General features: G+C 40.9%; 10 protein-coding genes. 8 read left to right on the top strand and 2 right to left on the bottom strand.

The window, feature by feature from the left end:
* Positions 1–21 precede the first annotated feature (21 nt).
* Entirely contained in the window at positions 22–894 is an 873-nt protein-coding gene (locus tag AC0UMU_RS07675; protein WP_009319122.1) for a nucleoside phosphorylase, read from the bottom strand.
* A gap of 378 nt (positions 895–1272) precedes the next feature.
* Between AC0UMU_RS07675 and hisS the strand changes: the two genes are divergently transcribed.
* Both hisS and AC0UMU_RS07665 read left to right on the top strand, forming a co-directional pair.
* Entirely contained in the window at positions 1273–2634 is a 1362-nt protein-coding gene (gene hisS / locus AC0UMU_RS07670; protein WP_472300955.1) for a histidine--tRNA ligase, read from the top strand.
* A gap of 6 nt (positions 2635–2640) precedes the next feature.
* Positions 2641–3141, top strand: a complete 501-nt coding sequence (locus AC0UMU_RS07665) for a GNAT family N-acetyltransferase (protein ID WP_472300957.1) — start codon at positions 2641–2643, stop codon at positions 3139–3141.
* 69 nt (positions 3142–3210) lie between these two features.
* Here the strand turns inward: AC0UMU_RS07665 and AC0UMU_RS07660 are convergent, their stop codons facing one another.
* Positions 3211–5016: a MutS-related protein gene (locus AC0UMU_RS07660; protein ID WP_472300959.1), complete on the bottom strand. Its 1806-nt coding sequence runs from the start codon at positions 5014–5016 to the stop codon at positions 3211–3213.
* A 222-nt stretch (positions 5017–5238) separates the two neighbouring features.
* On the opposite strand from AC0UMU_RS07660, the gene AC0UMU_RS07655 reads away from it, so the two are divergent.
* The 6 genes from AC0UMU_RS07655 to AC0UMU_RS07630 all read left to right on the top strand — a co-directional run bounded on the left by AC0UMU_RS07655 (position 5239) and on the right by AC0UMU_RS07630 (position 13623).
* The gene (locus AC0UMU_RS07655) at positions 5239–5625 is read left to right on the top strand and encodes a DUF1573 domain-containing protein (protein ID WP_022600696.1); all 387 of its coding nucleotides are present in this window, start codon (positions 5239–5241) and stop codon (positions 5623–5625) included.
* 12 nt (positions 5626–5637) lie between these two features.
* Complete coding sequence (locus tag AC0UMU_RS07650; RefSeq protein ID WP_473979907.1) at positions 5638–6726, top strand: DUF1573 domain-containing protein; 1089 nt, start codon at positions 5638–5640, stop codon at positions 6724–6726.
* Positions 6727–6754: 28 nt separating this feature from the next.
* Positions 6755–7852: a methylmalonyl Co-A mutase-associated GTPase MeaB gene (meaB, locus tag AC0UMU_RS07645; protein WP_009319116.1), complete on the top strand. Its 1098-nt coding sequence runs from the start codon at positions 6755–6757 to the stop codon at positions 7850–7852.
* Positions 7853–7933: 81 nt separating this feature from the next.
* Positions 7934–9973 carry a cation:proton antiporter gene (locus AC0UMU_RS07640; protein ID WP_122304369.1) on the top strand — a complete coding sequence of 680 codons (2040 nt, stop codon included), beginning with the start codon at positions 7934–7936 and terminating at the stop codon, positions 9971–9973.
* A gap of 348 nt (positions 9974–10321) precedes the next feature.
* Positions 10322–12592: a glycosyl hydrolase family 95 catalytic domain-containing protein gene (locus AC0UMU_RS07635; RefSeq protein ID WP_472300964.1), complete on the top strand. Its 2271-nt coding sequence runs from the start codon at positions 10322–10324 to the stop codon at positions 12590–12592.
* Between the two features lie 38 nt (positions 12593–12630).
* Complete coding sequence (locus tag AC0UMU_RS07630; protein ID WP_288640768.1) at positions 12631–13623, top strand: family 43 glycosylhydrolase; 993 nt, start codon at positions 12631–12633, stop codon at positions 13621–13623.
* Positions 13624–13700 lie beyond the last annotated feature (77 nt).

The following is a 13700-nucleotide window of genomic DNA, read 5'->3' as shown; positions in this document are numbered from 1 at the left end:
TTTAGAAAAGAGTCCGTCTTGTTATATACGATCCAAAACTATTTCGATAAGATCTTTGATCGAATTTTTATAATTGCTATTGGCATGGTGGGCTACGCGATTGGCGATAATCGTGCATACGGTCATGGCTTTATGTCCCATAAGCTTGGATAGCCCGGCAAGAGCAGAGCTTTCCATCTCGTAATTAGTGATCACATGTCCGTCTTTATACTTGAACGCTTCTATTTTTTTATTCAGGTTCTTGTCTGCCAGAGGAACCCTCAGTTCCCGTCCTTGAGGTCCGTAAAACCCGTTTGCAGAAATCGTTACACCTTTTACCATCTCGCCTTTCCCGATTTGCTCTACCAGTTCTTTATCTGCATCGATTACATAAGGAGCAGCCCACAGGGAGTTCCATTCGACAAAATTGCAGAAAGCCTTTTCAAATTCGAGATCGCAAACGTCATTGCGCCCGGCATAAAAATTCAATACTCCGTCAAAACCGATCGATTTTTCAGATATGACGAATGTTCCTATGGGAACATGGGGTTGCAGGCCTCCCGAAGTTCCGATACGCACCATTGTCAGTTGCTTGAATTCAGGCTTTTCGTTCCGGGTTTCAAAATCGATGTTGGCAAGAGCATCCAGTTCGTTTACAACAATGTCGATATTGTCTGTTCCTATTCCATGAGAAACGACGGTGATGCGTTTCCCTTTATAAGCACCTGTTATGGTATGGAATTCACGGCTGCTTATATCACATTCTTTTGTGTCGAAAAATGACGCTACAAGATCTACTCGGCCGGGATCGCCTACCAGAATGATTTTATCCGATAATTGTTCGGGACGTACGTGCAAATGAAAAGCACTTCCGTCTTGGTTGATAATTAGTTCTGATTCCGGAAAATGTTTCATAGCTTTCGGTTTTATGTTTATAACTTGAAATACGAATATAAGCATTATTTTTAAGAGCCCGGTGGAGAATATGTATAAATTTTCCAATAAAAAATACTATCGGGGAGTCTTTGTGTTTTCTTCCGCTCTATTCTACCGTCTTTTATACATCAGGTAGGCTGTTTATTCTTTATCGGAAAGGAAGAACATCTGCGAAGACGACTTTCAAAAATGTCTGTGCAAGATTCAAGCAGGTTTTGGAACGGGAAGTCCCGAAGGTTAAAAAGTTTATCTATATGTCCCTATATCGTGAAAATAAAAAAGTCGTATATTTGCAATCATATATAAAAATACTTTTGATTGTTAATGTCCCTGTTCGGGGATCTCAGAATAAGAAATATGGCAACAAAACCTGCAATACCTAAAGGAACCCGGGATTTTTCTCCGGAAGAGATGGCGAAACGGAATTATATATTCGATACAATCAGCGAAGTTTTCCATTTATTCGGATTTCAACAGATCGAAACTCCCGCGATGGAGAATCTTTCTACTTTGATGGGAAAGTATGGAGAAGAAGGCGACAAGCTGTTGTTCAAAGTGCTGAATTCCGGAGACTTTCTTTCAGGAGTGACGGATGAAGTGTTGTCTGCTCGTAATACGAACAAACTTGCCTCCATGTTGTGCGAGAAAGGTTTGCGTTATGATCTTACCGTTCCTTTTGCCCGTTTTGTCGTCATGCATCGGAATGAAATCGGTTTCCCTTTTAAGAGATATCAGATACAACCGGTTTGGCGTGCCGACCGACCGCAAAAAGGCCGTTATCGTGAATTTTATCAGTGCGATGCCGATGTTGTCGGTTCTGATTCGTTGTTGAACGAGGTAGAATTGTTGCAATTGATGGATGAGGTATATTCCCGCTTCGGAATACGTGTTGCCATCAAGTTAAATAACCGCAAGATATTGAGCGGTATTGCCGAAGTCATCGGAGAACCTGAAAAGATTGTCGATATAACCGTTGCAATCGATAAACTCGACAAAATCGGTTTGGAGAAGGTCAACGAAGAGTTGAGGGAAAAAGGCATATCGGAAAAGGCGGTAGCCATGTTGCAACCCATTATCTTGCTGGAGGGATCGAATCGTGAGAAACTGGCTACTTTGAAAAATGTTCTTGTCGATTCGGATACCGGTTTGAAGGGTGTTTCGGAATTGGAGTATATTCTGGATCATTTGGAACTGTCTCCTTTGCGTTCTGTTTTGGAAATCGATCTTACTTTGGCAAGAGGTCTGAATTATTATACCGGGGCTATTGTGGAAGTAAAAGCTCTCGATGTTCAGATAGGCAGTATTACCGGAGGCGGGCGATATGATAATCTGACCGGGGTATTCGGGATGCCGGGTGTTTCAGGTGTAGGCATATCTTTCGGTGCAGACCGTATTTTTGACGTATTGAATCAGCTCGACTTATATCCGAAAGATTCATTGTCTGCAACGCAAATAATGTTTGTCAATTTCGGAGAAAAAGAACAGTCGATTTGTATGGAACATGCATTCCGGTTGCGTCGTTGCGGTATTCGTACAGAGATTTATCCGGAGGCGGCCAAAATGAAAAAGCAGATGGGATATGCCGATTCAAAGAAGATTCCATACGTGGCTCTTGTCGGGGAAAACGAAATCGCAGCCGGTAAAATTACGGTAAAAAATATGACTACCGGAGCGCAGCAAATGCTGACCGTAAGTGAATTAGCGGATTTTTTGAAATAAACTATTATGATATGTTCGAGAAAAGCCGGAATAGAAGATATTCCTCTAATCAGGAATTTGGCGGAAAGATCATTTTTGCCTACTTATAAAGAAATTCTTTCTTCCGATCAGCTTGACTGGATGTTTGACTGGATGTATTCTGTTGATAGTCTTCAGCAACAGATTGAGGATGGTCATGTTTTCTTCATCGCTTATGAAGGAGATTTGCCTTGCGGTTACGTCTCGGTCGAGCGGCAGGGAGACACGCTGTTTCATTTGCAGAAAATATATGTTCTTCCCGATTTTCAGGGGAAACATGTGGGGCAGCATCTCGTGCGGTTGGTATTTGATTATGTAAAATCTCTTTGTCCCGGAGAATGTAGTACGGTAGAGTTGAATGTAAACCGGAATAATAAAGCCAAGTTTTTTTATGAGCGCATGGGATTTTCCGTTGCCCGTAGCGGGGATTTTCCGATAGGGAACGGTTATTATATGAATGATTATATAATGGCGATTAAATTGTCTTGATATTCAAAAAATAGATTATATCAAACCCTCGTTTATTGAAAAATTTTAGATCGGCACTTAGGCAAGTTTCTATTCTTTCGGGATAATTCCCATTTTTCCCATTAAAAAGCAGGCATTCATATTTTGTGCGACTCCCGGTTGCAATTTATAAGAAAAGGATAACTCGTTGTCGTTTATATCTGCTTCGAATCTGAAATTTTCGATAGTGTCCGGCCATTTTTCGGCTAAACTTCCTAATAGCAGATCATGAGTTGCAATAACTCCGGCAGCATTGAGTTTTACCAGTTTTTGAACCAAAGCCAAAGAGCCTTTTTGCTTATCTGTGGAATTTGTTCCCTTTAATATTTCATCTAAGATGATGAACAGTTTTTCTCCCGATTCAAGTCTGTCTATAATTTGTTTCAACCGTTTCAGTTCAGCGAAAAAGTAGGATTCCTGATCGCTCAGGGAGTCTGTTGTCCGTAAACTTGTAAATAATTTGCATGGAGACAGTTGCATCTCTTTTGCACAGACTGGTGCACCGATACATGCCAAAAGATGATTGATTCCGATCGTTCTCAAATAAGTGCTTTTCCCTGCCATATTAGCTCCTGTTATTACGAGGAAAGAGGGGCGTTGCAGCATCTTTACAGGATTGCAAACACATCGTTCGGGTTCTATCAGCGGATGTCCTAATTCCGTTGCTTTCATTACCGGATTATCGTTGTCATTTAATACGGGAAATGTATATTCAGGATGATTGAACCGGAATGTGGCGAGAGAGCAGAGAGCGTCGAAACGGGCAATAGTTTCTATCCATCCGGGTAGAAATTTCCCGTTGTTGCGTATCCATTTTTCTATTGCTGCCAACTGTTTGAAATCCCAGAGGAAAAATCCGTTTAATATTGCAAATCCTATGGCATTGTATCTTTGATCAAGGTTACGCAGATATTTTCCTAATTGTTTTATGCGGGATGATACGGGAATCCCCTCTGTGTGCAAATCTGTACGGATGTTCTGAAGTAGCGAACTCGAGAATTCCGATTTTTCGAGTTGTTCGATAAGTCCGGCGTAAGTATTTAAAGACTTCAGCCCTTCGTTCAGTTTGTTCTGTGTACGGCTTACTCGTCCGGAAAGAATTGTCGCATAGCAGAAACATGTTAAAAATAGGAAAAGGATATAGTTTCCCGTCCCGACACCGAAGATCCACATCAGGATTAGAATTCCGAAAATCCAAGGGATAAAAGACAAGATTATGTGTAGCCATTTAGAAACATAAATCGGTGAATCGTTCGATAATTCTGAAATAATCTGTGCATCTGTTTTACTTTCCCGGGAGGTTATTCCGTTTGCCAAGAAGTCGATTCGGAGCTCAGTCAATAAAGAAAGTTCTTCGACCGCCTGTTGCCTGTTGCGTATTTTATCGGGATCGGTTAGCGGATGGGTTATCCATTCGACTAGTTTTTGCTGTCCAATGATGGATGCACTTCGGTTCAGATAGGCGAAAAGAGATTTTTTTCCGAAAATATCCAAATCGTTCGAAAAGTCATGTGTCGGATCTATATATTCTTTTCCGGTATCGATTCCTTCAAAATCATATCTTTTCAGTTGCAGCTCTTTTTTGCAAATGGAAATCTTTGCTTCCAAAAAACTTTTTCGGGCAAAAAAACGATCATGGATACGCATCATTCCTAAAAAACAAGCTATACCGGCAATAATTGTACCGATAATAATTCCGGTATTGTATCCCCATAAGAAATAAAGAACGGTTAAAGTCAGAATAACCCAGCATAGACGTAAAGTTCCGATGCTGTAGATTTTTTTTCGAATACGTACAAGGGCTTGCTGTGTTACTTCGAGCAAATGGTTATAATAATGAACTGTATTATCGGTCATACTGTTATTTGTTTTGTCGGTAAAGATACCAATTTGTTAGCATCTGTCTGCATTTTATACAAGATCAAAAGAGTTTAAATATATAATTTTTGTCCTAAGATTCAGACCGGCATATATGAGGCTTCCCTTTTTCGGTTTATTTATGATAAACTTTGCAAAGAGGAGAGTCTTTAAAACATAAAATTGTATTTTTGTGATTGTCTAATGTAATTAAAAACGATTATGAAGCGTATTTATTGTTTGATGATTTTGTTGTTGTGTGCAACATCTGTCCTTTTGGCTCAAAAAAAAGCTGAAATAGAATTTAAGCAGACAAAGTATGATTTTCACGAGATAGCTGAGGAAAATGGTGATGTGTCCCATGTATTTACATTTATCAATAAAGGAAATGCCCCGTTGATTATTACCCGTGCTTCGGCAAATTGCGGGTGTACCAAGCCCGAATATCCGGTAAAGCCGGTTGCCCCCGGTAAAGAAGGTCAGATCAAAGTGACTTATCAGCCGAAAGGCCGTCCCGGCAGTTTCTCGAAAAATATTTATGTATATACCAATGGAGAGCCGGAACGGGTGGTATTGTTAATTACAGGAACAGTGATCCCAAAACCTTAAAAAACGAATTTTATGATAAGACGGAGTGCTACCTTATTGCTATTTGCAGTTCTGTTCGTTTCCGGAGTTTATGCACAAAAGACGGCTAAAATATCTTTTTTGGAGACAACGCATAATTTCGGTTCTTTTTCTGAAAAACTGGGGAGTGTAAGTTGTGTTTTTTCGTTTGTGAATACGGGGGATGCGCCATTGATTATAACTCGTGCGACGGCATCGTGCGGGTGTACTCGTCCTGAATTTCCGATGCAGCCGGTAGCTCCGGGCGACAGCGGGCAAATAAAAGTGACTTATAATGCAGTAGGGCGTCCCGGCAGTTTTGAGAAGAATATTTCGGTGTATGCCAATACCGATCCGGAACGTACGACTTTGATAATTAAGGGGAGTGTGATTCCGGTCCAACGTAGTGTCGCTCCGGCTTACGGACATACGATGGGGACTTTGGGGCTGAAAGCCGTACATGTTCCCTTTTTTGAAGTATATACCAATAAAACCAAAGTGGAGAAGATCGATATTATAAACAACGGAAAGATGCCTCTCACATTAGAATTTGACAAAGTTCCTCGCCATTTGGACGTTTCGGTATTGCCTGAGACTTTGTCTCCGGGAGAAAAAGGCCGGATATTGATAACTTATCATGCCGACAGGGCTAAGGATTGGGGAATCCGCCGGGATGAGTTTTGGGTAAAGTTGCCTTCTTCCGATAAACCGCAGCCTCAAAATAAAATAACTGTTTCTGCAGATATTCAGGAAGATTATTCGGGAATGACTCCCGACCAAATTGCAAAAGCTCCTCATCTCGAAATCGGTAACGATTTAGTGGATTTCGGAACTATAAAAGGAAATACTGCAGTTTCTAAATCGGTGAGTTTGACTAATACAGGCGTTTCTAATCTCCAGATCCGCAAGGTCAATAACGAATCGCAAGTTGTTTCGGTATCTCTCCCGCAGATGAGTATACAGTCAGGAAAATCGATAGATATGAAAATAACGGTGAGGCCTTCGAAATCTCGCAGCCGCTTATTGAACCATTGCATTTTCATTATTACTAACGACCCTGCAAGGCCTACGATATCATTGCCTGTTGTTGCGACATTTGAATAATATATTATTTTATTGGAGAATTATTACTATGGAACACATCGAGAACGATAATAAATATGAGGGATTAGCGGTTAATAAGGGTGTAGCACAACCTCCTGCCGTAAATCCGTATTTAAATAAAATCAGAAAGGTTCGCAGGCGGCAATATACGGCAGCCGAATATACCGAGCATATTTTAAAGGGTGATATTACGGTGTTGAGTCAGGCTGTTACGTTGGTAGAAAGTAATTTGCCCGATCATCAGATACTTGCGCAAGAAGTAATCGAGAAATGTCTGCCTTATGCAGGGAGCTCGGTACGAGTAGGCATCACCGGTGTTCCCGGATCGGGTAAAAGTACATCGATCGATGCGTTCGGACTTCATGTTCTTAAAAAAGGAGGTAAACTTGCCGTGTTGGCGATAGACCCGAGTAGCGAGCTTTCAAAAGGAAGTATTTTGGGAGATAAAACCCGGATGGAAAAACTTTCTGTTGCAGATAATGCCTTTATAAGGCCTTCACCTTCTGCCGGATCTTTGGGAGGTGTAGCTCGTAAAACCCGTGAAACGATCGTTTTATGTGAGGCTGCCGGATTCGATAATATATTTGTGGAAACTGTCGGAGTCGGGCAGTCTGAAACAGCGGTGCATTCTATGGTCGATTTTTTCCTTTTAATACAGTTGGCCGGAACAGGTGACGAGTTACAGGGAATTAAGCGGGGAATTATGGAGATGGCTGATGGAATCGTGATTAACAAAGCAGACGGCAGTAATATTGAAAAGGCGAAACTTGCACAAGCACATTTTCGCAATGCGTTGCATCTTTTTCCACCGACTCCGTCCGGTTGGATACCGCAAGTGCTGACTTATTCCGGGTACTATGAGATCGGTATCGGAGAAGTGTGGAATATGATTGATGAATATATCGCTTTTGTTAAGAAGAACGGTTATTTTGAGCATAAACGTCAAGAACAGGCAAAATATTGGATGCTGGAAACCATAAATGATCAGTTGAAATCTCATTTTTATCAAAACTCTGAAATCGTATCGTTGCTTCAAGAAAAAGAAAATAGAGTTTTGCATTCGATACAAAGTCCTTTTACTGCAGCTAAAGAGGTGTTGGATTTTTATTTCGGTAAAATTCTTTGATATTGGGGAGAGTATAGTTCCGGTGTATAATAATCTGTCGGGTAGTTATTTACAAAATCGATTCGCAATCCGTTTAAAAGTATGCAGTTTTCAGAATTTAGTTTACAGTTACCTGTTACCGATCCGACTTTAATATTCTTTCTCGTACTTGTCATCATTCTTTTCGCTCCGGTGATATTGGAGCGTTTGCATATTCCTCATATTGTCGGGCTGATTTTGGCAGGAGTCCTTGTAGGACAGCATGGTTTCAATATTTTGAAACAAGATAGCAGTTTTGATTTGTTCGGAAAAGTGGGGTTATACTATATAATGTTTCTGGCAGGTCTGGAAATGAATATGGAGGATTTTAAAAGTATCCGAGTTAAGGCTACGGTGTTGGGGCTTCTTGCTTTTATATTTCCTCTGGGTATAGGGATTTGGACTAATATGCATTTGCTTGAATATAGCCTCGTGACCTCTGTGCTGCTTGCCAGTATGTATGCTTCGCACACCTTGATATCTTATCCGATAGTTCTCAGATATGGCATCAATAGCCAGCGCTCTGTCGGCATTGCCGTGGGGGGAACTGCCGTCACCGATACGTTGACATTGTTGGTATTGGCGGTAATAAGCGGTTTATATAAGGAAGAAGCATCTGATCTGTTTTGGGTGTGGCTGCTTGTGAAGGTGGTTGTATTGAGTTTGGTTATCATGTATCTTTTCCCTCGTATTTGTCGATGGTTTTTCCATCGCTATAATGATAACATTGTGCAATATATCTTTGTCATGGCTCTTGTGTTTTTGGGCGCAGGATTGATGGAGCTTATCGGAATGGAAGGGATTCTCGGCGCATTCCTTGTCGGATTGGTCTTAAATAAGTTGATACCTCATGTTTCTCCTTTGATGAGTCACTTGGAGTTTGTCGGTAATGCTTTGTTCATTCCTTATTTTCTGATTGGAGTAGGAATGTTGATTAATATTAAAGTGTTATTCGGACATTTTGATTCACTTAAAGTAGCTTTTGTAATGATTGTCGTAGCTCTTTCGGGAAAATGGATTGCTTCTTGGTTGACTCAGAAGATATATAAAATGCGGGCTGTCGAGCGGGAGTTGATGTTCGGATTGAGTAATGCGCAAGCTGCCGCAACATTAGCTGCCGTATTGGTAGGGTATAATATTATTCTTCCTGATGGACAGCGTTTGCTGAATGAAGATGTTCTGAATGGTACGATTTTATTGATCCTTGTAACATGTGTAGTAAGTTCGTTTATTACCGAGTATGCCGCGAAACGTATCGTAATGGATAGTGCGGTCGAGGTGGTCGGCGAAAAGGTACAGAAAAGGGAAAAATTTTTGATTTCTCTTGCTAATCCCAGAACTTTGGAACAGCTTGTCGGCTTTTCTTTGTTGTTAAGGGATAAGAAAGACAGAGACAATTTTGTCGCTCTTAACGTAATAAATGACAATAATGATTCATTGAAACAAGAACTTCAAGGGAAACATGCTTTGGAACGGGCCACCCAAATAATGACAGAAGCGGATGTAGAGCCGAAGACCGTAATGCGTTTTGACATGAATATTGCGACCGGTATTTTTCATACGGCAAAAGAGCATGACGTAACGGACATTATTATCGGATTGCATCATAGGAAGAGTATTGTCGATTCGTTTCTGGGAACGTTGTCTGAAAATCTGTTGAAAAAAACGTGCATGCAAATTATGATAGCCCGTTTTCATATTCCGGTCACTTCTTTGCAATGTATTATTGTTGCTGTTCCTCCGAAGGCGGAATTTGAATGCGGATTTGTTAAATGGATTTCCCATTTGTGCCGTATAAGCGGGCATTTAGGTTGTCAGATTCATTTTTATGCACATCCGCAAACATCGGGATATATTCGTAAATATATTCGAAGGAAACATCGGGATATAGATGCTGTTTATACCGACCTTGTCAGTTGGGAAGATTTGCTTATACTGACCGGACAAATGAATTATGAATGTTTGTTGGTGATTGTTTCGGCACGGCAGGGAGCGATTTCTTATGACTCTTCTTTTGAAAAGCTTCCGGGACAAATATCCCGATATTTTAACAATAATAGTGTCGTACTGCTTTTCCCTGAACAGAATGGGGAACAGCAATAAGAGCCAGTCGTCTGAATTTTCCGACAAAAAAATATTGTCAGGTCTTCTTTGCGTTTTCTTCCGGTCAGTTTTTATCGTGTATTCTTAATGCCTACCGTCTAAGATTCTACTCTTTTATGAATTTTATTTGTTTTCTTGAAATAGCGGTCTGCTAATTGTCGATACAGATAATTTTTTCGGAAAGAAACCGAGGTAGAATATTTTCGGATTCTTAAAATAGATTAAATAGCAGGAGATATATATAAAATCTTTTCCTGCTAAGTTTTTTTTAATCGGGATTTTAATTGTTGCGTTCTTTTTTTGCACTTGTTTCGTACCGGAATGATAAACACACACACATATACGATTATGAATTTAAAATTACGTTTTTTCTCTCTATTATTCATTGCGTTTTTATTCCCGAAATGTCTTTTTGCGAGTTCCACGCTTCTACATCTGGATTGGAAAAATTATCTGGCAAAATATGACTTGCTTTGGAATCGTTTACCGGAGAAACTCTGGCAGTCTCCTTTTATGGGGAATGGAATGTTAGGCACGTATATCGTGTATGAAAAAGATTGCAATTCGATGCGTTTTGAGGTGTGCCGGAGCGATGTTCACGATCATCGTGCCGTACCTGAGACAGGAGACGGAAATATATTGTTCAATCGTTCTCGTCTTATGATCGGACATTTTTTGATGAAGCCGTGCGGTCGCATTCTGAAGTGTGACATGCGTACGGATATTTATAATGCGGAGACGTCAGGGACAATTATAACGGATAAAGGCTCGATACGATTTGAAGTTTTTGTGCATTCGCTTGATATGGGGATTATCGTAAAGACTGATGCGTCGTCCGGAGAAAACGGGTTTACATGGCAATGGGTCTCGGATTCTCCGAATTCTCCTCGGTATGATAAGTTTAAAGCAAGCGGGAATACTTCAAAGGTGGTACGGGAATATAAAGAAAATGCTCCGGCTGTTGTGGATGAAGAAAACCGGACGGCATTGTTTACTTATTTGAATGGCGGACAGACTGCTGTCCGTTGGCATATTTCGGGAAAAGGCAGTGCCCGGAGTCTATATGTGACTTGCGCCCATTCTTATCCTGAACATAATGCTTTGCAATTGTCTCGAGAATATCTTGACCGGATCTTGAAACCTTCTTATTCGAAGTTGAAAAAGACGCATCGGGAGTGGTGGAATAACTTTTATCAGAAAAGTTTTATTTCTTTACCGGATAAGAGAATCGAGAATTTTTATTGGATACAATTATATAAATTGGGATCGGCTACCCGTGCGGATCGGGGGATTATCGATAATACAGGACCATGGATGGCTTTGACGCAATGGCCTGCTGCATGGTGGAATTTGAATGTGCAGCTTTCCTATTGGACAACTTATCCTTCTAATCATTTGGAACTTTCCCGCTCTTTGTCCAATACGATTTTTGCAGGAGAAAAGAACTTGATTCTAAATGTTCCGAAGAAATATAGATATAATTCTGCTGCTTTAGCACGGGCTACAGCTCCTGATTTGGTCGGATGGGTACGTGAAGCCGGAGCGTCGAAAGACGGTCCGGAAATCGGGTTATTGACATGGGCTTGTCATAATATATGGCTGGAATATCGGTATTCGATGGATAAGGAAATTTTAAAAAAGTTGTTTCCTATATTGAAACGTTCGGTCAACTATTATCTGCATTTTTTGAAAGAAGAAGATGATAAGCGGTTTCATCTGCCTTCTACCTATTCTCCGGAATACGGCAGCGCCTCGGATTGCAATTTTGATCTGTCGTTGTTGAAATGGGGATGTAAAACACTTTTGGAAGCTGATTCTATATTGGGAATAAAAGATGATTTGTGTTCCCGTTGGAAAGATGTTTATGCAAGACTGACTGATTTCCCTTCCGATCCGGATGAAGGCTGGATGATAGGTCGGAATCGACCGTATGATATGTCGCACAGACATTATTCTCATTTGTTGATGGCTTATCCGCTATATCTTGTAAACCGAGACCAACCGGGAGGTAAAGAGATGATCGTTAAGAGTGTAAACCATTGGCAAAGTATAAAAGGTGCTCTTGAAGGATATTCGCGTACAGGAGCGGCTTCTTTGTATGCTTCTGTCGGGGAAGGGGATAAGGCTTTAGCTTATTTGGAGGAATTTATGCAAAAGTCGATGCAGCCGAATACTTGCTATCAGGAGGGCGGGAATCCGGTTATAGAGACTCCTCTTTCGGGTGCTCGGGCTTTATTGGATATGGCATTGCAGAGCTGGGGCGGTAAAATTCGTATTTTTCCGGCGATTCCCGGAATATGGAGGGACTTCGCTTTTGATAATTTACTGGCAGAAGGAGCTTTTGAAGTGAGTGCCGTTCGTAAAAACGGTAAGGTCGCATGGATACGTGTTCACAGTTTGGCGGGAGAACCGTGTTTGATCGAGTGTGATTTTTCGGGGGAACTGTATCAAAAAGGGAAACGGAGATATAAGATCGATCGAATTTCCGATACTCTTTTTAGCTTGGATTTGAAAGCCGGGGAAGAGGTCGTTCTGTATGGAGATCCGTCTTTTAAAGATTTTAGAATAGGACCTGTTTCCAGTACTGAAAACAGAAAACCTTTTGGCTTTTACAACTGATGAAGAGATTATTTAATTCACATTAAAATTATGATTATATGAAAAAAAATTTGCTGTTTGTCTCATTGCTAATGGTCGCAGTAGCCGGAATGACGGTTTTCGAGGTGTCTGGAGCGGATGATAAGAAAAAGAAAAAAACACCGGTGACTTTGGGCCCTAACCCTTTTGTAACCCATATATTTACAGCAGATCCTTCTGCCCATGTGTGGAAGGATGGTCGTTTGTATGTATATCCTTCACATGACGTAGATCCGCCTCGAGGGTGCGACTTGATGGATCGTTATCATGTATTTTCTACAGATGATATGGTAAACTGGACTGATCATGGGGAGATTTTGAATTCGAGTCAAGTGCCGTGGGGACGTCCTGAGGGAGGTTTTATGTGGGCTCCTGATTGTGCTTATAAAAACGGTACTTATTATTTTTATTTCCCACATCCGAGTGGTACGGATTGGAATAATACATGGAAAGTCGGAATTGCGACGAGCAAGTATCCGGCAAAAGATTTTAAAGTGCAAGGGTATATCGAAGGGCTCGGCGATGCTTTTGCCATGATCGACCCTTGTGTATTTGTGGATGATGATGGTCAGGCATATTTTTATTATGGCGGTGGCGGAAGATGTATTGGCGCCAGACTGAAAGATAATATGGTAGAATTAGCGGAAAAACCACATAAGATGGAGGGTCTTTCAGATTTTCACGAGGCTGCTTGGGTACATAAGAGAAACGGAATTTATTATTTGTCTTATTCCGATAATGTTCCTCATCCCAATGGAAACAGGATGCATTATGCCACCAGTACGAGCCCGTTAGGACCATGGACTTATCGCGAAGTGATTTTGGAGGCTACGGGTTCGGGTACGAGTCATGGATCTATCGTGGAATATAAAGGGGAATGGTATTTGTTTTATCATGATTGTTCTATTTCAGGAAGGGGAAATCTGCGTTCGATCTGTGTAGATAAATTGTATTATAATCCAGACGGAAGCATTCAATTGGTAAAACAAACAAAAGGTGGAATTAAGAAATAAAGTTTTGTATTGAATCGGAAAGAGAAAGAAGGTGTCTAAAAAGGATGCCTTCTTTTTTTTGTCATGCCGCCCTTTTA

It is taken from the genome of Coprobacter fastidiosus (assembly GCF_982245605.1).
The sequence above is the reverse complement of the archived record's forward strand: the minus strand, read 5'-3'. Positions and strand labels throughout refer to the sequence as shown.

What these genes read in the sequence shown, in the direction of transcription:
- AC0UMU_RS07675 (WP_009319122.1), bottom strand. Translation starts at nt 894, where the DNA reads ATGAAACATTTTCCGGAATCAGAACTAATTATCAACCAAGACGGAAGT.
- hisS (WP_472300955.1), top strand. Translation starts at nt 1,273, where the DNA reads ATGGCAACAAAACCTGCAATACCTAAAGGAACCCGGGATTTTTCTCCG.
- AC0UMU_RS07665 (WP_472300957.1), top strand. Translation starts at nt 2,641, where the DNA reads ATGATATGTTCGAGAAAAGCCGGAATAGAAGATATTCCTCTAATCAGG.
- AC0UMU_RS07660 (WP_472300959.1), bottom strand. Translation starts at nt 5,016, where the DNA reads ATGACCGATAATACAGTTCATTATTATAACCATTTGCTCGAAGTAACA.
- AC0UMU_RS07655 (WP_022600696.1), top strand. Translation starts at nt 5,239, where the DNA reads ATGAAGCGTATTTATTGTTTGATGATTTTGTTGTTGTGTGCAACATCT.
- AC0UMU_RS07650 (WP_473979907.1), top strand. Translation starts at nt 5,638, where the DNA reads ATGATAAGACGGAGTGCTACCTTATTGCTATTTGCAGTTCTGTTCGTT.
- meaB (WP_009319116.1), top strand. Translation starts at nt 6,755, where the DNA reads ATGGAACACATCGAGAACGATAATAAATATGAGGGATTAGCGGTTAAT.
- AC0UMU_RS07640 (WP_122304369.1), top strand. Translation starts at nt 7,934, where the DNA reads ATGCAGTTTTCAGAATTTAGTTTACAGTTACCTGTTACCGATCCGACT.
- AC0UMU_RS07635 (WP_472300964.1), top strand. Translation starts at nt 10,322, where the DNA reads ATGAATTTAAAATTACGTTTTTTCTCTCTATTATTCATTGCGTTTTTA.
- AC0UMU_RS07630 (WP_288640768.1), top strand. Translation starts at nt 12,631, where the DNA reads ATGAAAAAAAATTTGCTGTTTGTCTCATTGCTAATGGTCGCAGTAGCC.